A 19,391-nucleotide genomic window follows, 5' to 3' on the forward strand; every position below is an offset into this window, starting at 1 on the left:
CATGACGACGGACAGCGGGACGACGGACGTGGCGGTCGGGGAGGCCGGGGTCGAGGTGCGTCCGGTGGCGGGATACATCGGGGCGGAGATCGGCGGTGTCGATCTGGCCACGGAACTCGACGACGCCGTGGTCGCGGCCATCAGGGCCGCCGTGCTGCGGTGGAAGGTGGTGTTCTTCCGGGGGCAGCGGCTGGACCACGCCGGGCACGTGGCACTGGCGCGGCGGTTCGGAGAGCCGGTCGTGCTGCCGCGGCGGGGCAAGGCCTCACCTCCCGATTTTCCCGAGGTCGAGACGACCGCCGACCGGCTGGAGCTGGGCGGCCGGTTCGGGATGGAGCACGACGAGTGGCTGCGCCGCCGCCGTCACACGCTGCTGCGCGGCTGGCACTGCGACCACGGCGCCCGCGTCGACCCGCCCGCCGCGACCATCCTGCGCGCCGAGACGGTACCGCCCTACGGCGGCGACACCACCTGGGCCAACCTGGCGGCGGCGTACGCCGGACTCTCCGCGCCGCTGCGGCAGTTCGTCGACGGGCTGCGGGCCGAGCACCGCCTCGGGGTCGGCTACCAGCCACGGCCCGGAGACGACGCGTACGTCCGGCACCTGCTGGACCGGCAGGTCGCGTCCCTGCACCCGCTGGTGCGCGTCCACCCCGAGACCGGAGAGCGGATCCTCTACGTCAACGGCTACTACGTCGAGCAGATCACCGGCCTCTCCCGGCCCGAGAGCGGCGCCGTCCTGGAGATGCTGCTGGAGCAGGCGGTCCGGCCCGAGTACACGGTCCGGTTCCGCTGGGAGCCGGGCAGCGTGGCGTTCTGGGACAACCGCGCCACCATGCATCTCGCCCCGAGCGACACCGCCCACCTCGACCATCCGCGGATCATGCACCGCGTGATGCTCGCCGGGGACGTGCCCGTCGGGGTGGACGGCACACCGTCGGAGCCGATCACGGGGACCGAGCCAGGCCGCTGGTGACCCCGGACACGAGGGCCGGACCACGGGTGCGCGCTCGTCGTCAGGCGGGCCCGCAGGCCCGGTGTCCTGCTCACGCGCCCTTCGCCGGGGGCTCCCCGCCCGGCCGGAGCATCTGGCTCGCGGCCAGCTCACGGTAGAGGGCACTGCCGGCCAGCAGGTCCTCGTGACGCCCGCGGGCGACCGTGCGGCCGCCCTGGAGCACCACGATGTGGTCGGCGTGCTGCACGGTGGACAGGCGGTGGGCGATGACCAGCAGGGCGCACTCCTGGGCGACGTCCTTCATGACGGTGGTGAGCGCCGACTCGTTGATCGCGTCGAGGTGAGAAGTGGGCTCGTCCAGCAGCAGCAACGCGGGCCGGGCCAGCAACGCGCGTGCGAGGGCGACACGTTGTCGTTCGCCGCCGGAGAGGTTGCAGCCGTGTTCACCGATGACGGCGGACAGGCCCCCGGGCAGCCGCTCGACGACCTCGTCGAGCCGGGCCAGTTCGACGACGCGCCGGATCTCCGCCTCCGTCGCGTCGGGTACGGCGTAGGTGATGTTGTCCCGCAGGGTGCCGCGGACCACGTGGGTGTTCTGGTCGACCACGGCGATGCCCCGGCGGCACTCACCGCGCGAGAGCCCGGTCGCCGGCCGCCCGCCGAAGAGCAAGGTGCCCGCATCCGGCTCGTAGAACCTTGCGACGAGGGCGAACACCGTACTCTTGCCGGCCCCGGACGGGCCCACCAAGGCCACCTGCCGGTGCTGTGGGACGTCGAACGAGACTCCGCGCAGGACCGGACGCTCCGGGGCGTAGCCGAAGTGGACGTCGTGCAGGGCGAGAACGGACGGTTCGTGCGTCCCGGACGGCCCGGTCGGCTGCGCCGCGGGTGCGCGGTCCGCCGGGTCCGCGGGGTCGGTGGGCTCCACAGGGAGGCGGAGTGCCTCGTCGATGCGCTGGTAAGCGCCCATCCCGCGTTGGATGAGGCCCACCGCACGGAAGACGGACGACAACGGCAGGACCAGAAACGAGGCGTACAGCAGGAACGCGACGAGATCGCCCAGGGAGCCGGCGTGACCGCCGACGCGCAGGCCGCCGACGACCAGGACGATGAGGAAGGAGCCCTGCACGGCGAGTTCGACTGCGGAGCTCATCACGGAGGCGAGCTTCGCGGTGCGGACCCCCGCTCCGTAGGCCGCGTCCACGCGGGCGCCGATGCCCGCCGCCTCCCGCTCCTCGGCTCGGTGCACCCGGACCATCGGCAGGGCGCTCAGGGCGCGTTCGAGGTCGGCGGCGACGGCACCGACCGAGCCCTGCAGGTGTGCGGACGCGTTCCTGATCCCCGTGAGCAGTGAGGCGACCACCACGGCGGACGCCGCCACGGTCACGAGGACCAGGAGCAGCAGCAGCGGGTCCAGCCACGCCATGAGGGCGAGCGCCCCGGCCGCGACCAGGCTTCCCGTCACGAGATCGACCAAGGCCTGGGAGACGACCTCGCGCAGCAGAGTCGTGTCGCTGGTCACCCGGGAGATGAGGTCGCCGCCCCGGTGGCGGTCGTACTCCCTCATCTCCAGGCGGAGCAGCCGGTCCACCAGCCCGTGCCGGAGCCGCCGTACGACGCCTTCGCCCATCCGTTCCAGGAGGAAGCGCCCCGCCGCTCCCGTCGCCGCCTCGACGACGAACAGTGTGGCCAGGAGGGCCAGCAGCGGCCAGACGACCTGCCCGCGGCCGCTGGCGTCCACGACCTGCTTGGCGACGAGCGGCTGGGCCAGCCCCAGGGCGGATCCGACGAGGGTCAGCACGCCGGCGACCGCCATGGCGCTCCGGTGCCCGGCGGTGAGCCGGTACACCGTGGCCATCGCGGCCAGGGGGGACTTGCTCGTGCCGGTGCCGGTGCCGGTGCCGGTGCCTGTGCCGGTTTCGGTGCCGGTTTCGGCGACCGTGGTCCGGTCGCCGCGCGGGACCGTCGCCCCGGTCATCGGTCGGCAGGACCGGGCAGCGGGGCGACGGTCACCAGCCGGGCGAAGTAGCCCTGCGGGACCCCCTCGCCGACGGGAGCGCCTTCGGCCTCGACCCAGGCGTGCGCGGTGAAGGGCGGGGTCACCCGCACACCGGTACACCAGGTCGGCCAGGTTCCGCCGAGCCGGCACAGCAGTGCCGCTCCCAGGGAGCGCGGCAGGCACCCCTTCGGCCCGGCGCAGCGCAGGCTGACGGCGCACATGGCGTCACGGGCATTGCGGGCCTGCCCGGCGGTCGCCGGTGCGGCCCCGCGCCGCAGGAGGCCGAGCACGGTGCGGATGTGGCGGGGCGGCAGCAGGGCGAGGGCGACCGCGGGGAGCAGGACGAGGCGGGCGGTCAGACGCCGTGCCAAGGGCACACCGGTCGGCCGCTCCAGCGCGCTGGGCGTCGTCATGAGGCGAGCCCCGACGCGCGCAGCCCGTGGACGAGCGTCTCGACGTCCTGGAGGGCCTGGGCCTGGTCGACGTCGAACTCCCGGACCAGGGCGGCGGCCGCGTCCGACTCCTCACCGCCGTCCAGCAGGGTCCGTACCACCAAGGTTGCCGTCGGGTTCAACTCCCAGTAGGCGCCGACCTGTTCGTCCAGCAGGACGGTGCCGTAGTCGGTCTCGGCCGTGGAGACGTTGTCGCCGAACCGCAGGGGCATGGGGGGAGCCTTTCTGATGTGTCTGACATGTCTGTCGTGCCGCGTGTCTGTCGTGCCGCGTGTCTGTCGTGCCGCGTGTCTGTCGTGTCGCGTGTTTGACGTGTCGCGTGTCCGGCGGAGGAGCGATCAGGATTGCCGGACATGGGTCCGGCCGCGTGCGAGCCCGCGCAGCCACACCTCCGCGGCGATCGTCGAGTAGAGGATGGCGTCGGAGAGCCCCGGCGAGGCGGGCCGTCGGGCGAGACGGCGCAGCTCGGTGCCGTCCACCAGGCCCAGTTCCGCCAGCCGTGAGTCCTCCCACAGGGCCAGCAGGTCGGCACGGTGCTCGCGCAGTCCGTTCGAGGCGTCCATGGAGGCGGTGGCCTTGTTGCTGCGTCGCAGGCACTCCTCCGGAACGATCCCGCGCATCGCGGCGCTCAGGACGGGCTTGTACCGCCAGGGCGTGACGCGCTCGCTCGGACGTACGGACAGACACGCCTCGATGACGCGGTCGTCCAGGAAGGGAGAGGCCATCGGCAGGCCGGCGTGGGCCGCCATCCGGTCCCACTGCCGGATGACGCGGGTGCAGGAGCGGATCTGCTCCAGGTCGGTGTGCAGCCCGCGGTCCGGATGCAGCGGAGACGCCGTCGCCGCCGCTTCGAGCAGTGCCCGGCGGGCCATCCGCTCGGCCTCGGGCGTCACCCAGTCGAACAGGCGTGGGGCCATGCCCCATCCGAGACCTGTCGCGACGGACGGGGGCAAGGTGCCCCGCAGGTCACCGGCGGCGTCGGCGAGCCACGTGCCGTACGGGCGGACGTCGCAGAGCGCGCGGAGTGTGCCGCCGAGCGGCCACTGCCACAGCGCCCGGAACCCGCGCAACTGGCGTGCGGCGAAGAGCGGGCGGGTGCGCAGCAGCCGGTGGTAGTAGGCCTCGGAGCACCAGGCCACGTGGTCGCCGCCGATGCCGGTCAGGTGCAACCGGCTGCCGCGTGCCGCGAGGCCGGGCAGATGGTGCAGCACCCGGGAACGGTCCATGACGCCGATGGTGGGTTCGTCGAGGAGGTCGTCGATGCCGAGCAGGTCCTCGTAGACCAGCGGAGAGGCGTCGGCGTCCCAGACCACGTGCTCGACGTCCGGCAGATGGCCCATCGCCCGCTTCGCCCAGGCCAGGTCGGTGTCCGCCGGATCGCGTCCCGGCCACGTACTGGCCACCACGCGTGCGGGGGAGCGGTCGGCCAGGAAGCACACGGAGGTGGAGTCCAGGCCCCCGGACAGGTCGCAGCTCACCACGCCGCCCTGCCGGGTCCGCGCGCCGACGGCCTCGTGCAGCGCCGCCCGGACGAGGGGAGCCGCAGCGGCGAGCGGGCGGACCGGCTCCGGTGGCGTCCACCAGCGCGTGTGCCGTGCGGTGCGGCCGTCCGCGGCGATCACTACGGCGGTCTGCGGGGGAACGGCGGTGACCGCACGCCACATCGACGATTCGAACAGCGGGTAGGGGGCGGGCCACAGCAGCCTCACGGCCAGTTCCTGCATGTCGGGCTCGGCGCCCAGGGCGGCGGCCAGGGTGTCGGCCCGGGTCGCGGCCACGCGCACGCCGTCGACCTCGGCGTGGAAGACGAGCCGCAGCCCGGAGGCCGTGCCCTGCACTCTGATCCGGCCGTCGAGGGCGCCGACCAGGTGGAAACTGCCGGGGAGGGACCGGGCCAGCGTGTCGAGCTCCGCGAGATCACGCAACCGCGCCGCTCGCCGCCCGAGTTCGCCGGCGTCGATCGGACAGCAGCCGACGACGGCGAGGGAGGCGCCGCGGGCGCTCGCCGTGACGACCTCGTGGTCGTGCCAGTGGCCGACCAGCCAGGGCCGGCCCGACGTGTGTGCGAGGGTCCGGGTTCCGGGGCGGGCGAAGGAGCGGGCCGCGGCGGCCGCGTCCGCACGGTCCGTGAAGACCGCGAAGTGCGCGTCGCCGGGGCCCGTCCCCGCACTTTCGTGCAGTTCAGTCATGACGTCGGGTCAAGGACCGTCGGTCGTCAGTTCTTGCTCAGGATCAGCCGGTCGTTGCCGGAGCGCTGGAGCAGCCCCGTCTCCTTCCGGAACGTTCCGAGCCGGACGAGCGTCGGTGCCTCGTAAGCCTTCTTCATGACCACTCCTCACGTGCGGTTCCGCCACCCGCTTCCCTGACCGGCAGCCCCTGGGGAAAGACCAGGTGCAGCCGGTCGGCGCCGGGCTCATCGGGAACCCGGGCCGGGAAGCGGATGCATCACCAGCTAGCTGCAGAGCGTGAGCTCAGGGCAAGAGCCTTCGTAAAGCTCGGATTATCTGCACAATCCCGCGCCATCGGGTGGTGCGCCGGTTCTCGTTCGGCCGGCGCAGGCGCCCCCACACGGCGCGGCCGACGTGGGCAGAGGTGCGCATGAACGTTTCGACATGCGTCTCCGGCAGATGCTCGCGGCACCTGCCGGGCCGGTCCCGCGGCGGCCCGGGCGGGCGCCGCCGTGGCGCATTCCAGGCCTACGGCGTGCTCCCCTTCGCCGCGGAGCCACGAGATTCGCTGCCGCATCTAGGCATCTGGCTGCCATCCCAGGGCCGGCCCCAGTTTCGTCGCCATGTCGGTGAGGATCTGTACGTAGTCCTCGTGCTCGAAGGAGAAGGGCAGGGCGAACGCCACCTCGTCCACCTCCCGGAACGCGGCGTGCGCCCGCAGCCGTTCGGCGATCTCGGCCGAGGTCCCCACCAGGTCCTGCGCGAACAACAACCGCGCCGGGCCCTGCGGTGCCGTTGTGCGGGGGGTGCGCTGCGCGGCGTACTCCTCGTACCGGGCGCGCTGCGCGGGCGAGGCCGAGTCCGTGGGGATGACGACCAGGCCCTGCGAGACGCGGGCGGCTTCGCCGTCGGGGTGGGCGGACCGGAAGGCGCGGATCTGGGCGAGCTGGATCTGCGCGAAGTCGTGGGGACCGCCGGGGGCTTCGGCCTTCACCACACTGCTGGTGAGGAGGTTCATGCCGTGCTCACCGGCCCAGCGGGCCGACCGCAGGCTGCCGCCGCCGTACCAGAGGCGCCGGCCCAGACCGGGGGAGTGCGGCTGCACCCGGTCCGAGAAGACCTCGAAGCCCTCGACGCCGCTGAAGTCCGTCGCCGCCTCGCCCCGCACGAAGTCCAGCAGCCGCCGCACCCGCCCGTAGCCGAAGTCCTCGGCGTCGGCCGTGTCCGGGTAGAGCGCACCCTTCACCTGGTCGAAGTGCATCGGAGGGCCCACGCTCACACCGGGGTTCAGACGTCCGCCCGACAGGAGGTCCACGGTGGCCAGGTCCTCGGCCAGCCGCAGCGGGTTCTCCCAGCCGAGCGGGATCACCGCCGTGCCGAGTTCGATGCGGCGGGTGCGCTGGGAGGCCGCCGCGAGGACCGCGACCGGCGAGGAGATGCCGTGCTGCAGGTGCCGGTGCCGCACCCACGCGCTGTCGAACCCGAGCCGCTCGCCCAGCTCGATGATCTCCAGGGTGGACTCGTGGCCCGGGCGCGGATCGGCCGGGTCGAACAGCCCGATGGTCAGGAAGCCCAGTTTGCGCAGCGGTCGTGGGGTCGGCGACACGAGCCCTCCATCATTGAACATTCAATGGCGTACGACGGTGCCAACCCGGCGGCGATCGTCGCTGTTCCCCGGCCGCCGGATCGGTTCCCCGCCCGCCGGGCCGGTTCCCCGGCCGCCCCGTCAGCGCAGGGGGATCGTCACCTCGTCCTCGACCGGCGGGTCGATCTCCTGGGCGCGGTTGCCGGTCGCCGCGTAGCAGCGCAGCCGGACCGCCTCGGGGGAGACGTCCAGGCGCAGGAAGCACTTGAAGAACGGCGGGTCGTACGTCGCCGAGCTCGGCGAGAACAACGACGTGTAGATCTTGCGCACCGGCAGCCGGAACCGCCTGGCCCGGTCGGGGCGGCGGCCGGTGCCGAGCAGCCCGGCGACCAGACGCACGCGCCGGGTGAGGCGGGCCGGGGCGCCCGCGGTGCGGGTGGGCTTGATGCCGAGCCGCTCCGCGATCACGGCCGTGGCCTCGGCCTCGGTGAGCGTGAAGAAGCGGCGCATCCGCAGCCGACGGCCGTAGAGCCGGCTGTAGAAGGCCAGGGAGTCGCCGCGCAGCGGGTAGCAGCGGAAGTCCTGCTCGGTGACGCCCGCGACGTCGACCCGGGGGATCGTGTGGGTGGCGTGCATGAACGCGCCGCCCCCGCCCGCGACGACGTACTGGAGCGTGCGGCCGTCGTCCAGCCGCACCGGGTAGCGCTGGTAGTTGTGGATGTCCCCGCCGATCACCGCCACGTAGTGGTGGCCGGGGTCGCGGACGATGTCGTCGACGGTGCCGCCCCCCTCGACGGCGCACGGCTCGCGCCGGCCGTCCACGTACAGCGGTGAGCCGGTGACCAGGATCTTCGGGCGGGGTCCCCGGGACACCTCGCGCAGCCACGCGCCCTGCTCGGCGTCGAGGGTGCCGAGCAGGCCGGTGTCGATGCCGATGATCCGCAGGGGGCCGGCGTCGATCGCCCAGTACGGGCCCGGCTGGACGGCCCGCTGTTCGGGCGCGGCGCGCATCTTCCGTGCCTCCGGCAGGCGTTTCCCCACGTCCGGACGCGGCCGGTGCCACAGCAGTGACCGCAGCCAGGCCCGGGTGAGGGGGCGCGGCCGGGGCTCGGGCGGCAGGGGCGGGGCGTCGTCGCAGAAGACGCGCATGAAACCGCCGAGGTCCTCGTACCAGTCGTGGTTGCCGGGTATCGCGTAGATCGGGGCCCGGTAGTCCCGGTAGGGGCGGAAGAACTTGGTGTCGTAGTCGTCCGCGCTGCCCACCGGGTAGATCACGTCACTGGCCAGCACGGCGAAGCGGGTGTCCTGACCGGTCTTCAGAAAGCCCGGCACGACGGCGTACTGAGGGTCGTCGCCCTCGCCGGTGTCACCGATGACCAGGAACGAGAACCGGTCCGGGTCGTCGCGGCGGATCACCTTGTCGGCCGGCGCGCCGCAAGCCGCCCGCTGCGCCACCCACCGGCTGCGCGTCCGGCCGGTGGGGTCCCCGAACCAGGAGGCCAGCACGCCGTTGCGGGCGATCCACAGCATCTTCGGGTTCAGCCAGGAGATCTTCTCGGCCGTCGGCGGCATCAACTGACGGTAGGCGCCCCGTTCGCTGGTGCCCCAGCCGGCGCCTTCGGCGGTATCGCGTGAGGAGTCGGACACCGGTGCACCGTAACAACCGGTCCGGGCCAGGCCCGTGGGCGGGCCGCTCTTCGCCCGCGTGCGGAGGTGGCCGACGCGCGCCGTGAAGGGCGGTGCCCAGCCGTCGAGTTGGCGGCCGGTTCGTAGCCGATGTCGCCGTTGGGCCGCGTCGCCGCCATGCCGAGGTGGTGCGTGCCCGCCATGCCCAGGCCGGTGACGGCGCCCGCGGCCGCCAGGGCGGCACCGCCCGTGCCGCGGGATTCCGTCGACCGTGTTCGGCGAGGGCCACGCGCAGAGATCGGCGGACAGCAGGCCCTTGCCGTCGATACGCGACCGGGGAAGCAGGGTGATCGAGGTCAGAATGTGCGCTTCAGCAGGTCCAGCAGTGCCGACCAGTGCCGCTCGTCGCCCTCCTGGTGGTACGCCGCGGTGTCGGCCTGCGTGAAACCGTGCGGCGCGCCCGTGTACACCTCGCACCGGTGGCGCACGCCCGCCTCGGTCAAGGCCCGCTCCAGGCGTTCGATCTGCTCCTCGGGCAGCGAGTGGTCCTGGTCGGCGTGGCCGAAGTACAGCTCGGCGGTCACCTTGCCGGCCACCAGGTGAGGGCTGTCCGGGGCCTGGGTGGCCAGCCGCCCGCCGTGGAATCCGGCCGCGGCCGCGACCCGGTCCGGGTAGGTGCCCGCGGTCAGCAGCGAGAGGCGGGCGCCCATGCAGTAGCCGGTCAGTGCGACCGGCCCGCCGGCCACCGCCGGCGACTTTGCCAGCCACCGCAGATACGCCCCCGCGTCCCGCATCGCCCGCTCGTCCGTCAGCTCCCGCATGGCCGGTCCGATGCGCTCGAATATCTCCGGGCGGGCGCCCGCGTCGATGAACGCGGGAAGGGCGAACAGGGGCGCTGGGCCGTGCCGGTGGAACACGTTCGGCACCAGCACCGCGTACCCCTCGGCGGCGAGCCGGTCGGCCATGGACCTCAGCTGCGGACGCAGCCCGAAGGCGTCCATGAAGAGCAGGACCCCCGGGTGGGCGGCCCCGTCGGCGGGATGGGCCAGATACGCGTCGGCGGTGCCGTCCCCGGTGGGGATGTCGACGGCGGTTCCCTGTACGGCGGTCATGGCTGAGCTGCCTCTCTGCGGGGGTGGGGGCGCAACCCGCCCGCGTGACCGGGCGGATCACGGGCATCGTGACACGTCCCTTCCCGGGGCAATTCGCCCACCCCCGCCACACGGTTGAACCGTGAACGGCCTTTGGTGCGCGCTTTACTCGAACCGTGACGGGTCGCCCGCCCCGTACCGCACGATCTCGGCCTCCCCGCCGGAGAAGTCGACGACCGTCGTCGGCTCGGTACCGCAGTCACCGGAGTCGACCACCCCGTCCAGCACGTGGTCGAGCAGGTCCTTGATCTCCCAGCCCTGCGTCAGCGGCTCCTCCTCACCGGGCAGCAGCAGGGTGCTGGACAGCAGCGGCTCACCGAGTTCGGCGAGCAGCGCCTGCGTGACGACGTGGTCGGGGATGCGCACGCCGACGGTCTTCTTCTTGGGATGCTGCAGCACGCGCGGCACCTCCTTCGTCGCGGGCAGGATGAACGTGTAACTGCCGGGCGTCGACGCCTTGATCGCGCGGAACACGTCGTTGTCGATCCGCACGAACTGACCGAGCTGGGCGAAGTCCTGGCACACGAGCGTGAAGTGGTGCCGGTCGTCCAGCTTGCGGATCGTACGGATCCGGTCGATGCCGTCACGGCTGCCGATGCGGCAGCCCAGTGCGTAGCAGGAGTCCGTGGGGTAGGCGACAAGAGCGTCGACGCGGATGCTGTCGGCGATCTGGCCGATGGTGCGGGCCTGCGGGTTGTCGGGGTGCACGTCGTAGTACTTCGCCATCCGCCGAGCTTATGCCGCCGGTGCGGGCCGGCGGCGCAGCAGGGGTGCCGGGACCGGGGACACCGGGCCCCGCCGTCCGCTCTCCGGGCCCGCGGGAGTGCCCGGCGGACGTGAGGTAACGTCCCCGACCGGTGTGCCGGAGGCGGCACGAAAAGCGAGGGGAAGGCCCAGGTGGCTGGCGGAGAGGACGGAAACGGGCTGCGGGAGGCGCAGACCGGCACGGGCCCGGAGTGGGCGGAGGAACTGCTCGAGCATCTGCGCCCGGCCGGGCGCGACGTCCGCAGAGTCGTCGCCTGGCTGTCCGGGGCCCTGGGCGCGACCGTGGCCCTCCAGGACGCCGCCGGGAACCTCGTCGCCGGAAACCGGATCGCCCTGGACGAGGGCCTGGTCGCGGACATCACCGCCGGCCGGATCGCCTCCGCGGCCTGGGAGAGCGCGGAGCGCCACCTGCGCCTGGTCAGGGTGGACCACCCCTCCCAGGCGTGCGTGCTGGCCGTCTCCCGGCAGGACCCCTTCGACCGGCGGGCCTCCGGCGTCGTCACGCACACCGCCCAGGTGATCGAGCTGCTGCTGACGGCGAGGGAGTCGACCGCGGCCGGGCACCGGCTGCGCCGGGCCACCGCCGACCTGCGCCTGGCGATCCTGCAGCTGCTGATGGTCGAGGACACCATCGCCGCCCGCCGCGTCGCCGCCGGACTCTGGCCCGGCCTGCTCGACGCCGACACGGCGTGCGTGTACGTCGTCGAGTCCGCTCCCGCCGTGCGGGACCGCATCGCCGAGGAATGCCTCGACACCACCCGGGAGGACGCCCTGGTGGTGCGCTGCCCGGCCATGGACGGGCACGTGATCGTCGTCAGCCCCCGGGAGACCACGGACGAGGCGCTGCGGTCCCTCGTCGGACGCCACTCGGACCTCTTCCTCGGCGGCAGCGTCCGCCAGAGCCTCGCCCAGACCGCCACCGCCTACGGGCAGGCCGTCAGCGCCCTGGCCGTCGCCCACTTCCGGGCCGACAAGACGGCCGTCTACGCCGAGCGCACCCACCCCGAACGCCTGATGGACCCGGTGGCACTGCGCGCCTGGACCTTCCGGGTGCTGCGCCCCCTCGACGCCCTGCCGCACCACACCCGCGCCGAGCTCCTCGCCACCACCCGGCTCGGCCTGGAGTTCACCGCCGTCAACGCCGCCAAGGTCCTCGGCGTCAGCCGCAACACCGTCCGCGCCCGCATGGAACGCGTCGAGACCCTGCTCGGCACCGACTTCGCCGACCTCACGGTCCGGGCCGTGGTCCACCTGGCGCTCAACACCCGCATCGGCCTGCCCGACGCACCCGCCGACGGTGCGGGAGACCCGGACCCGCGCCTGGCCGACCTGCTGTCCGGCCCCGCCGTGCGCACCTGGGGCCGGGACCTGCTGGGGCGGCTCGACGCCGACGCCCGCAATCCGCGCCGCACGCTGCGCACCTGGATCGCCGTCGGCGGCAACGCCGAGCGCGCCGCCCAGGCCCTGGGGGTGCACGCCCAGACCGTGCGCGAGCACGTCCGCAGCGCCGAACCCGTCCTGGAGCGCCAACTGCTCGCTGCCGGCACCGACCTGTACGAGGTCGTCCTGGCGCACCTGACCGTGGGCGACCTCGACCTGCCGGTCCTCCCGCCGCCGGCGTGACCCCGTTTTGCCTCCCGGGCAACCGGACGGCCCCGTCCGGGCGGGACGAACCCGGGCCATCCGGACGCGGCTGTGCACGGGTGAGCCCCGGCACGCGTGCAGTGGGCATCGACACGGTTCACAAGGCCTCGGACCGGGACGTAGGTTCGACTCGTCGCGGGGGCTCGACCGGAACGGGGGACCGGTCGCGCTCCCGCGCCCCGCATGGCGCAGGTGGGCTCCCTCCGGGGTGCCGGACCCGCGCGCGGCGCCCTCCTTTTCCGGGGCGTCAGCCCCGTAGCCGCACCGGGATCTCCTGCCAGCCGAACGCGATGAACGACGGCACCTGCCGCAGTCCCTCGTCGCCGGCGGCCAGGCGCAGATCCGGGAACCGGCCGAACAGCGCGGGCAGCGCGGTGAGGGCTTCCAGCCGGGCCAGCGGCGCCCCGATGCAGCGGTGGACGCCGATGCCGAACGCCAGATGGTCGTCGGCGCCGCGCGTGGCGTCGAAGCGGTCGGCGTCCGGCCCGTAGTGCTCGGGATCCAGCCCCGCCGCGGCGTACGTGGTGATGATGGCGTCGCCGGCCGGGATCGTCACCCCGCCGACGGCGAGGTCGGTGACGGCGAACCGCAGCGGCAGCGACGCGATCGACGGGTGGACGCGCAGCGTCTCGTCGACGACAGCGTCCCAGCCGATCTCCCCGGCCCGGACGGCCGCCAGCTGCTCGGGCCGGCGGAGCAGGGCGACCACCGCGTTGCCGATGAGGTTCACGGTGGTCTCGTACCCGGCACCGATCACCAGCAGCAGCGTGTACAGCAGTTCCTCGTCGCTCAGCCGGTCGCCGTCCTCGTCGCGGACCCGGATCAGCTCGGACGTCATGTCGTCCCCGGGGTGCGCGGCCCGGTGGGCGATCAGTGCCGGCAGCACCGTCCCGATCTGCTCCTGCACGGACGCCGCGTGCTCCGGGCTCGGGTCGGAGGTGTCCATGATGGCCGCGATGAGCCGGCCGGTGTCCTCCCGCAGCTCGTCGGGCACGCCCATGAGTGCGCAGATCATCCGCATCGGCAGCGGATGGGCGAGCCCCTCCTTGACGTCCACGACGTCACCGTCGGCGGCCTCCAGCGCGGTCAGCAGCTCCGCCGTGATCGACTCCACCCGGGGCCGCATCGCCTCGGTGCGCCGGTGCGTGAAGCTGGGCGCGACCAGCTTGCGCAGCCGGGTGTGGTCGGCGCCGTACGTGGACAGCATGTTGACCACGCCGACCCAGCCCAGGATCCACGCCCAGGACGGGTTCTCGCCGACCTCGCCCCACAGCCGCCAGTGCAGCCGCGGGTCCTTGCTGACCCGCGGGTCGAGGATGAGCTCCTTCAGCGTCTCGTGGCGCGTCGGCGCCCACGCGGGGATGCCGCCCGGCAGCTCCACGGGCACGATCGGGCCGAGGGCACGCAGCCGGGCGCTCTCGGCGGCGATGTCGGCGCCCAGCGGGTCCAGAGCGATGCGGTCGGTCACGGTCACGGACGTCCTCCTGGCTGGTCGGGGGTGCGGGGGCTGAAACGCACGGGCAGCGCCGTCAGCGAACGGTGGAACGGGCCGGGCCGCCACGTCAGGCGCTCGCGGGGCAGCACCGGTTCGAGGTCGGGCAGCCACTGGGTGAGCCGTTCGATCGCCTCGGTGGCGATGAGCAGGGTGTGCTGTTTGACCGGGCAGGCGTGCGGGCCCGCCGACCAGGACAGGTGCGAGGCGTCCGACGGGTGGCGGTCCGTGCCCCGCTCCTGCTCGGCGGCCTGGGCGAGCGCGCCGTAGGAGATCACCACCGGCACCGCGGTCCTGATCCACACACCGTGCAGGGTGACCGGCGTACGGGCGTAGTGGATGCCGTAGTTGGCGAGTGGTGTCTCGTGGTGGAGGACCTCCAGCACCGCGTCCGTCACCGGTCGGGCGCCGCTGGTCAGCGTCGAGTAGTAGGCCGGGTTGCCCAAAATCCTGGACAGCGCGTTGGACACCAGGTTGGCCGTCGGCTCGTGCCCCGCGCCGAGGGTGAGGAACACCTGCCAGGTGACCTCCTCGGGCGTCAGCCCCGCCGGGTGGTCCAGCAGCCAGCTCGGCAGATCGTCGCCCCGCCGCTCGGTCTTGGCCGCGATCAGCTCCAGCACGTACCCGCCGAACTCCGCCTCGCCCTCGGCCGCCTGGGCACCGCCCTCGATCAGCTTGCCCAGCGCGGCGTCCAGCCGTTCGCTCGCGCTGTCCGGCAGGCCGAAGAGGCTGTTGAACACCAGCGCCATCAGCGGCCGCGTGAACTCGCCCACCAGGTCGGCCTCGCCCCGCGGCCCGAACCGGCCCACCAGCACGTGCACCGCCCGGTGCACCCGGGCCCGCAGGTCGTGCGGCTCCACCAGGTCGAAGGCGTCGATCAGCGAGGTGCGGTAGCGCAGATGGGCGCCGCCGTCCGCGAACAGGGTGTTGGGACGCCAGCGCATCATGCCGAGCACCGGCGAGTCGTCGGGCACGGTCGCCTCCCACGGCCGGGGGTCGTGCGAGAACGTCTGAGTGTCGTGCAGCAGATCCAGGGCCGCCCGCCGGTCGGTGACGACGTACGCCGGGACACCGGGCGCGAGTTCCGCCCAGCCGACCGGGCCGTGAGCGCGCAGGGCGGCGTAGTAGGGGTGGGGATCGCGGGCGAAGCCGTCCTCCCAGAGGCGGACGGGGGCCGCGCGGGAGAACGCCTGCTCGGCGGGGGAGGGACGGGTCACCGGGGCTCCGGGGGCTGGTGGTCGATCAGGTGCTGGACCAGGGCGAGCAGGGCGTCGACGGAGGAGCCCGTCTCCCGCGCGTCACACGTGACCATGGGAGTCGTGGGCTCCAGGTCCAGGGCGGCGCGCACCTGCTCGGGCGTGTGGTGGCGGGGCGCGTCCGGGAAGGTGTTGAAGGCGACCGCGTACGGCAGTCCCGACTCCTCCACCAGTCCCAGCACGTCGAACGAGGCGTCGATCCGGCGGGCGTCGACCAGCACGAGCGCGCCGAGCGCCCCGTAGGCGATGTCGTCCCACAGGGCCCGAAAGCGCTCCTGGCCCGGTGTGCCGAACAGGTACAGCACGATGCCGCCCGGCAGGCTGATCCGGCCGAAGTCGATGGCGACCGTGGTGGTCGACTTCTCCCGTACGCCGGCGAGATCGTCGATGCGTGCGGACGCCTGCGAGAGCCGCTCCTCGGTGTGCAGCGGCCGGATCTCCGAAACGGAGCGGATCAGCGTCGTCTTGCCCACGCCGAACGGTCCGGTGACCAGGATCTTCACCAAGTCCCGGGCGGTGTCGGGGAGATGGACGTCGACATCTCCCGGCTCGGCGTCAACGGTGTTTGAGGTCGCGGAGGCCATCGGCCACTCTCTTCAGCAGGTCGGGGTCGAAGCGCCGGGCGGGCGGGATCGGCGCGCGGGCCAGGACCAGGTCACGGTCGAGGAGGTCGGCGGCCAGCACCAGCACCGCGGAGACCGGCAGCCGCAGCAGGGCCGCGGCCTCCAGCACCGTCAGCGATCCGTGCTCCAGCTCCTCCAGCAGGGCGGTCTGGGCGGCGGGCAGGTCGGCGGGGGCCGGCTCACCGGAGCCGGTGAGGACCGACAGCCGCTCCAGGTGCGCACGGCTGGGCCGCGCCACCCCGCCGGTCGACAGGTACGCGGGAACCAGGGGACGGCCGCCTCGGCGGCCGGTCATGCCGGCGTGCCGCCGTCGGCACCTCGGGGCCCGGCGGCCATCGCCTTCTCACCCAGCCGCGCGACCTGCGAGTGCACCCGGTGGGCGAGCAGGTCCAGCCGCACCTCGGGATCGCCGTACGCGGCGACGCAGGTGCCGTGGTCCGTCGGCACGATGAGCACATAGCCGTGGTCCGACTCGATGACGACCTGCCGGATCTCCGCCCGGTCGGTGTCGGCGAACGCCGCCGCCGCGGTACGGCAGGCGCCCTGCACGGTGCTGGTGATGGCCGCGACCCGCTCGGCCGACGGCCGTGACAGCGCGTCGGTGTAGCCGGTGACGAGACCGTCGCGGGTGAGCAGGACGGCTGCCTGGACGTGCGGCACCTCCAGCACCGGTTCGAGCACCCATGCCGTGTCCCCCGCCGTGCGGCTGGTCATCGAGCGGTTCCCCCCTCGTGGTCGTCGTCGCTGCTGTCGGTGTTCTCGGGCGCCGCGTCGGCCGTGGTCGCGGCCGGGGCACCCTCAGGTACGGCCGGATCGGTGCCGGCGTTCGACCGGGCGGCGGTGCGCGCCGCGGTGGTGCCGGACTGGAGGGCGCCCAGGGCGGCGGCGGACTCCTCGGGACGGCGTGCGCGCGGTGGTGGCGCGGGTGCGACGGCGGGGCCGGCCGCCGCCGTGGTCCGGCCGCGCCGCCGCCGCTGGGGGAGACCGCCGCTGTCGCGCGGACCCTGGTGGCCGGACGCCGGGGTGTCCTCGCCGGGGTCCGTCTCCGCGCCGTAGCCGTGATCGTCGCTCGCGGCGGGGAGCGGTGCGGGTGTGCGGGGTTCGGCGGCCGCGGGACGGGATGCGCCGGGAACGCCCCCCGCGCCGGGTGCCGCCTCCCGTCGGGTCGAACGTGGTGCGCCGGCCGCCGGAGGCACCGCTTCGGGGTCGATACGGGTCAGCAGGTGGCTGTCGATGCGCAGCACCGCCCGCACCCCGCCGTACGGGGACGGGGACGACAGGTCCACGCTCAGATCGAACTGCCGTGTCAGCCGGCCGATGGCCGCGAGCCCCATGCGCGGCGGGTCCCCGAGCTCGGTCAGCAGGATCGGATCCGACCCGGCGACCATCCGCCGGGCCCGGTCCCGCTCGTCCTGCGTCATGCCCAGACCGGCGTCGTCCACGGTGACGCAGACGCCGTGGTGGACCGCCTCGAGATGGACCACGACGTCCGTGTCGGGCGCGGAGTGGCGCAGCGCGTTGTCGAGGAGCTCGGCGACGATGATGGCGACCGGTTCGACGGCGTGGGACACCAGACCGGTACCGGGCGCGACGTGGTTGCCGACCCGGACGCGCCGGTATCCGGCGAGCCGGGCCTGGCCGCCCGTCACCGCGTCCACGAGGTGGGACTCCTCCCGGGCGAGACCCACCCATGCTCCGCACACCACCGCGGCGATCTGCGCGCGCCGCAGTGACTGCTCGTTCTCGTGGTCCAGCTCGAACAGGGTCTGCGTCAACTCGGGGTCGTCGTAACGCTGCTGCAGTTGCCGCAGGGCGTCCTGCAGCCGGTACAGCGCCGCCTGGATCTCCCGGGTGGCCCCGCGCATCCCGGCCTGTGCCGCCGCGTCGATCCGGGTGCGCTGTGCGGCCAGTTCGGCGTGCAGCCCCTTCAGCACCTGCTCCAGCGCGGAGTCCAGGGGTGAGCCGGCCAGCTGCGGGTTGAGCGGGCCGGGCACGGTGACGTGGGAGTGTGCGGCCTGCCGGGCCGCGGCGGGCACCCGCCGTGCCGCCAGATGCTCCACCTCGGAGATGAACGCCCGGGTGGTGCCGTCGAGTTGAGCCCTCAGCGCGGCCGACTTCGCGCGCTGCGCGGCCAGCTGCCGCCGGGAGCGCAGCAGCCCGCCGCCGAGGGCGAACGCGGACAGTGTGCCGAGAGCGAGGGCGCCGACGGCCAGGTCCGGTACTTCGATCATCGAGTCGATTCCAGGAGGGAGTCGGGCAGGGCTGGGTCCGAGGTGCTCAGGCGAGGCACCCGCAGCACAGTACACACCGTCATCGACCGATCTCGCACGGTGGAGTGCCACTTCGTTCCGAAAGCGATCGGGGTCTGTGGGCTTCCGGGTCAACTGTCGGGATTGCCCTACAGCGGAGGGGAGTTGGCGGTGTGTGGGGGTCTGGCCGTGGGAGCGCCCACCCTGACCGGACGGTCGCGGGCCGCGACGCACCCGGGCTGTGTGCCCGCCGGGTGGGCGGGTACCCGTCCGGCGCTCGAAGAGGTCCGCTCCCGACAAGGAGGCCCGCATGAGCAGTGCATCGGAGACCGGCGATGTGACCGGTACGCAGGACAAGGACTACAACCTCATCTGGTATGTCGAGGCGTGCCTGAGCAACGCCCTGCGCCTGGAGAGCTACATCCAGGACGCGGAGCGCGCCAAGGACACCGAGGTCGCGGACCTGTTCCGCAAGGCCCAGGCGGACAGCCGCAAGGGTGCCGAACTGGGCAAGGGGCTGTTGCGCGCACGCCTCGACGGAGGCTGAGGCTCACCGGCCATAGAGGGCCCGGACCCCGCGCGGGTCCGGGCCCCTTCCCGTGTCAGCGGCGCTCGACGTGCCCGAAGACCGCGCCGACCCGTTCGGTCAGCTCGTCCTCCGTCATCGTGCCGTCCACCGTCAGCGCGGGCAGCCCCAGACGCGAGGTCTCCTCCCGCAGCCGCTCGGTGAACAGGGCGTCCCTCTCGGCGAGGTTGCGATCCGCCCGTTCGGGGTCACGGGTGCGCTGCGTGAACCCTCCCCCCGCTGTGGCGCGACGTGCGAACGCGGCCCGGCGGAACCCGGGGGTGGGCAGCAGCCAGACGGCGTGTCCGGGACCGGGCAGCAGCGGCCGCACCAGGTGCGGCAGCAGCCGGAACCCCTCGACGATCACCGGGGTGTCGCGGGGCAGCCGCGCGAGATCCTCGACGATCAGACCGAAGCCCTCGCCCCTGAACCAGTGGAACGTCTCCAGCATGGCCCCAGGGGACCGGTCGACCCACCGCTCGTCCATGTCCATGGCCAGGAACGCGTGCAGCAGGGGCGCCTCCTCGGCGGTGGTCCGGCGTGCGTGATCCGCCATCACGGCGTCGGTCGCGTACAGGCGCCAGCCGTGCCAGCGGGCGAGCCGGCGGGCGACCGTGGACTTGCCCGCGCCACTGCCCCCTCCGAGCCAGTAGACGTGCCGCATCCCTCTCCTCTCTTCTTCCACCGCCGGCCCGCGGGCGCGGGCTCGACGGCGCACCTGCCGCCGTCGCTGTCCTGAACATGCCGCCGACCGGGTGACGGCACGTGAGTGACCTCCCCCTCCGGGTACCCGGCCCGTCCCGCCAGGACCGGCCGGGCGCCGCTCGCGGCAGACGACCCGGCAGGCAGCGGCCACGAGCC

Annotated in this window: 19 protein-coding genes; 3 read left to right on the forward strand and 16 right to left on the reverse strand. The window is 73.5% G+C overall.

Features of this window, described 5'->3' with window-relative positions:
* The first annotated feature begins 1 nt into the window (after position 1).
* Positions 2-976, forward strand: a complete 975-nt coding sequence (locus tag ACFV20_RS33510; protein ID WP_385664028.1) for a TauD/TfdA dioxygenase family protein — start codon at positions 2-4, stop codon at positions 974-976.
* A 70-nt stretch (positions 977-1,046) separates the two neighbouring features.
* Here the strand turns inward: ACFV20_RS33510 and ACFV20_RS33515 are convergent, their stop codons facing one another.
* From ACFV20_RS33515 to ACFV20_RS33555, 9 genes are all read right to left on the reverse strand, one after another.
* The gene (locus tag ACFV20_RS33515; RefSeq protein WP_385663938.1) at positions 1,047-2,933 is read right to left on the reverse strand and encodes an ABC transporter ATP-binding protein; all 1,887 of its coding nucleotides are present in this window, start codon (positions 2,931-2,933) and stop codon (positions 1,047-1,049) included.
* Positions 2,930-3,367, reverse strand: coding sequence for a lasso peptide biosynthesis B2 protein (locus ACFV20_RS33520; RefSeq protein ID WP_385663941.1), 438 nt, complete (start codon positions 3,365-3,367; stop codon positions 2,930-2,932). Before ACFV20_RS33520 ends, ACFV20_RS33515 begins: the two co-directional genes overlap by 4 nt.
* On the reverse strand, positions 3,364-3,618 hold the full coding sequence (locus ACFV20_RS33525) for a lasso peptide biosynthesis PqqD family chaperone (protein ID WP_385663944.1): 255 nt from the start codon (positions 3,616-3,618) through the stop codon (positions 3,364-3,366). The genes ACFV20_RS33520 and ACFV20_RS33525 overlap by 4 nt, the downstream gene beginning before the upstream one ends.
* Before the next feature lie 126 nt (positions 3,619-3,744).
* Complete coding sequence (locus ACFV20_RS33530; protein ID WP_385663947.1) at positions 3,745-5,595, reverse strand: lasso peptide isopeptide bond-forming cyclase; 1,851 nt, start codon at positions 5,593-5,595, stop codon at positions 3,745-3,747.
* A 26-nt stretch (positions 5,596-5,621) separates the two neighbouring features.
* Positions 5,622-5,732, reverse strand: coding sequence for a keywimysin-related RiPP (locus tag ACFV20_RS33535; RefSeq protein ID WP_107047813.1), 111 nt, complete (start codon positions 5,730-5,732; stop codon positions 5,622-5,624).
* 419 nt (positions 5,733-6,151) lie between these two features.
* Positions 6,152-7,180 (reverse strand): LLM class flavin-dependent oxidoreductase, encoded by a 1,029-nt coding sequence (locus ACFV20_RS33540; protein WP_385663950.1) that lies wholly within the window; start codon positions 7,178-7,180, stop codon positions 6,152-6,154.
* Positions 7,181-7,300: 120 nt separating this feature from the next.
* The gene (locus ACFV20_RS33545; protein ID WP_385663952.1) at positions 7,301-8,806 is read right to left on the reverse strand and encodes a metallophosphoesterase family protein; all 1,506 of its coding nucleotides are present in this window, start codon (positions 8,804-8,806) and stop codon (positions 7,301-7,303) included.
* A 335-nt stretch (positions 8,807-9,141) separates the two neighbouring features.
* On the reverse strand, positions 9,142-9,897 hold the full coding sequence (locus tag ACFV20_RS33550) for a dienelactone hydrolase family protein (protein ID WP_385663955.1): 756 nt from the start codon (positions 9,895-9,897) through the stop codon (positions 9,142-9,144).
* 144 nt (positions 9,898-10,041) lie between these two features.
* The gene (locus ACFV20_RS33555; protein ID WP_385663958.1) at positions 10,042-10,662 is read right to left on the reverse strand and encodes an L-threonylcarbamoyladenylate synthase; all 621 of its coding nucleotides are present in this window, start codon (positions 10,660-10,662) and stop codon (positions 10,042-10,044) included.
* 171 nt (positions 10,663-10,833) lie between these two features.
* Between ACFV20_RS33555 and ACFV20_RS33560 the strand changes: the two genes are divergently transcribed.
* Positions 10,834-12,324 carry a helix-turn-helix domain-containing protein gene (locus ACFV20_RS33560; RefSeq protein ID WP_385663961.1) on the forward strand — a complete coding sequence of 497 codons (1,491 nt, stop codon included), beginning with the start codon at positions 10,834-10,836 and terminating at the stop codon, positions 12,322-12,324.
* A 268-nt stretch (positions 12,325-12,592) separates the two neighbouring features.
* Here ACFV20_RS33560 and ACFV20_RS33565 read toward each other — a convergent pair whose 3' ends face one another.
* From ACFV20_RS33565 to ACFV20_RS33590, 6 genes are read right to left on the reverse strand one after another with little or no spacing between them, the layout of a single operon-like run.
* Positions 12,593-13,819, reverse strand: coding sequence for a cytochrome P450 (locus ACFV20_RS33565; protein ID WP_385663964.1), 1,227 nt, complete (start codon positions 13,817-13,819; stop codon positions 12,593-12,595).
* Positions 13,816-15,054: a cytochrome P450 gene (locus ACFV20_RS33570; RefSeq protein WP_385663967.1), complete on the reverse strand. Its 1,239-nt coding sequence runs from the start codon at positions 15,052-15,054 to the stop codon at positions 13,816-13,818. Before ACFV20_RS33570 ends, ACFV20_RS33565 begins: the two co-directional genes overlap by 4 nt.
* A complete protein-coding gene (locus ACFV20_RS33575) occupies positions 15,051-15,677 on the reverse strand; it encodes an ATP/GTP-binding protein (protein ID WP_385663969.1) in 627 nt (208 codons plus the stop codon). Before ACFV20_RS33575 ends, ACFV20_RS33570 begins: the two co-directional genes overlap by 4 nt.
* Complete coding sequence (locus tag ACFV20_RS33580; protein ID WP_385663971.1) at positions 15,649-16,011, reverse strand: DUF742 domain-containing protein; 363 nt, start codon at positions 16,009-16,011, stop codon at positions 15,649-15,651. Before ACFV20_RS33580 ends, ACFV20_RS33575 begins: the two co-directional genes overlap by 29 nt.
* Positions 16,008-16,430 (reverse strand): roadblock/LC7 domain-containing protein, encoded by a 423-nt coding sequence (locus tag ACFV20_RS33585; protein WP_385663973.1) that lies wholly within the window; start codon positions 16,428-16,430, stop codon positions 16,008-16,010. The genes ACFV20_RS33580 and ACFV20_RS33585 overlap by 4 nt, the downstream gene beginning before the upstream one ends.
* Entirely contained in the window at positions 16,427-17,947 is a 1,521-nt protein-coding gene (locus tag ACFV20_RS33590) for an ATP-binding protein (RefSeq protein ID WP_385663975.1), read from the reverse strand. The genes ACFV20_RS33585 and ACFV20_RS33590 overlap by 4 nt, the downstream gene beginning before the upstream one ends.
* A 328-nt stretch (positions 17,948-18,275) precedes the next feature.
* On the opposite strand from ACFV20_RS33590, the gene ACFV20_RS33595 reads away from it, so the two are divergent.
* The gene (locus ACFV20_RS33595; protein WP_385663977.1) at positions 18,276-18,512 is read left to right on the forward strand and encodes a hypothetical protein; all 237 of its coding nucleotides are present in this window, start codon (positions 18,276-18,278) and stop codon (positions 18,510-18,512) included.
* 55 nt (positions 18,513-18,567) lie between these two features.
* Here ACFV20_RS33595 and ACFV20_RS33600 read toward each other — a convergent pair whose 3' ends face one another.
* Positions 18,568-19,194: a hypothetical protein gene (locus ACFV20_RS33600; protein WP_385663980.1), complete on the reverse strand. Its 627-nt coding sequence runs from the start codon at positions 19,192-19,194 to the stop codon at positions 18,568-18,570.
* Between the last annotated feature and the right edge of the window lie 197 nt (positions 19,195-19,391).

This window comes from Streptomyces sp. NPDC059696 (assembly GCF_042733745.1).
Classification (GTDB): Bacteria; Actinomycetota; Actinomycetes; order Streptomycetales; family Streptomycetaceae; genus Streptomyces.

Coding starts and splice junctions, on each gene's coding strand:
- ACFV20_RS33580 (WP_385663971.1), bottom strand. CDS start 16,011: ATGACCGGCCGCCGAGGCGGCCGTCCCCTGGTTCCCGCGTACCTGTCG.
- ACFV20_RS33595 (WP_385663977.1), top strand. CDS start 18,276: ATGAGCAGTGCATCGGAGACCGGCGATGTGACCGGTACGCAGGACAAG.
- ACFV20_RS33515 (WP_385663938.1), bottom strand. CDS start 2,933: ATGACCGGGGCGACGGTCCCGCGCGGCGACCGGACCACGGTCGCCGAA.
- ACFV20_RS33550 (WP_385663955.1), bottom strand. CDS start 9,897: ATGACCGCCGTACAGGGAACCGCCGTCGACATCCCCACCGGGGACGGC.
- ACFV20_RS33520 (WP_385663941.1), bottom strand. CDS start 3,367: ATGACGACGCCCAGCGCGCTGGAGCGGCCGACCGGTGTGCCCTTGGCA.
- ACFV20_RS33575 (WP_385663969.1), bottom strand. CDS start 15,677: ATGGCCTCCGCGACCTCAAACACCGTTGACGCCGAGCCGGGAGATGTC.
- ACFV20_RS33510 (WP_385664028.1), top strand. CDS start 2: ATGACGACGGACAGCGGGACGACGGACGTGGCGGTCGGGGAGGCCGGG.
- ACFV20_RS33555 (WP_385663958.1), bottom strand. CDS start 10,662: ATGGCGAAGTACTACGACGTGCACCCCGACAACCCGCAGGCCCGCACC.
- ACFV20_RS33535 (WP_107047813.1), bottom strand. CDS start 5,732: ATGAAGAAGGCTTACGAGGCACCGACGCTCGTCCGGCTCGGAACGTTC.
- ACFV20_RS33590 (WP_385663975.1), bottom strand. CDS start 17,947: ATGATCGAAGTACCGGACCTGGCCGTCGGCGCCCTCGCTCTCGGCACA.
- ACFV20_RS33585 (WP_385663973.1), bottom strand. CDS start 16,430: ATGACCAGCCGCACGGCGGGGGACACGGCATGGGTGCTCGAACCGGTG.
- ACFV20_RS33525 (WP_385663944.1), bottom strand. CDS start 3,618: ATGCCCCTGCGGTTCGGCGACAACGTCTCCACGGCCGAGACCGACTAC.
- ACFV20_RS33530 (WP_385663947.1), bottom strand. CDS start 5,595: ATGACTGAACTGCACGAAAGTGCGGGGACGGGCCCCGGCGACGCGCAC.
- ACFV20_RS33600 (WP_385663980.1), bottom strand. CDS start 19,194: ATGCGGCACGTCTACTGGCTCGGAGGGGGCAGTGGCGCGGGCAAGTCC.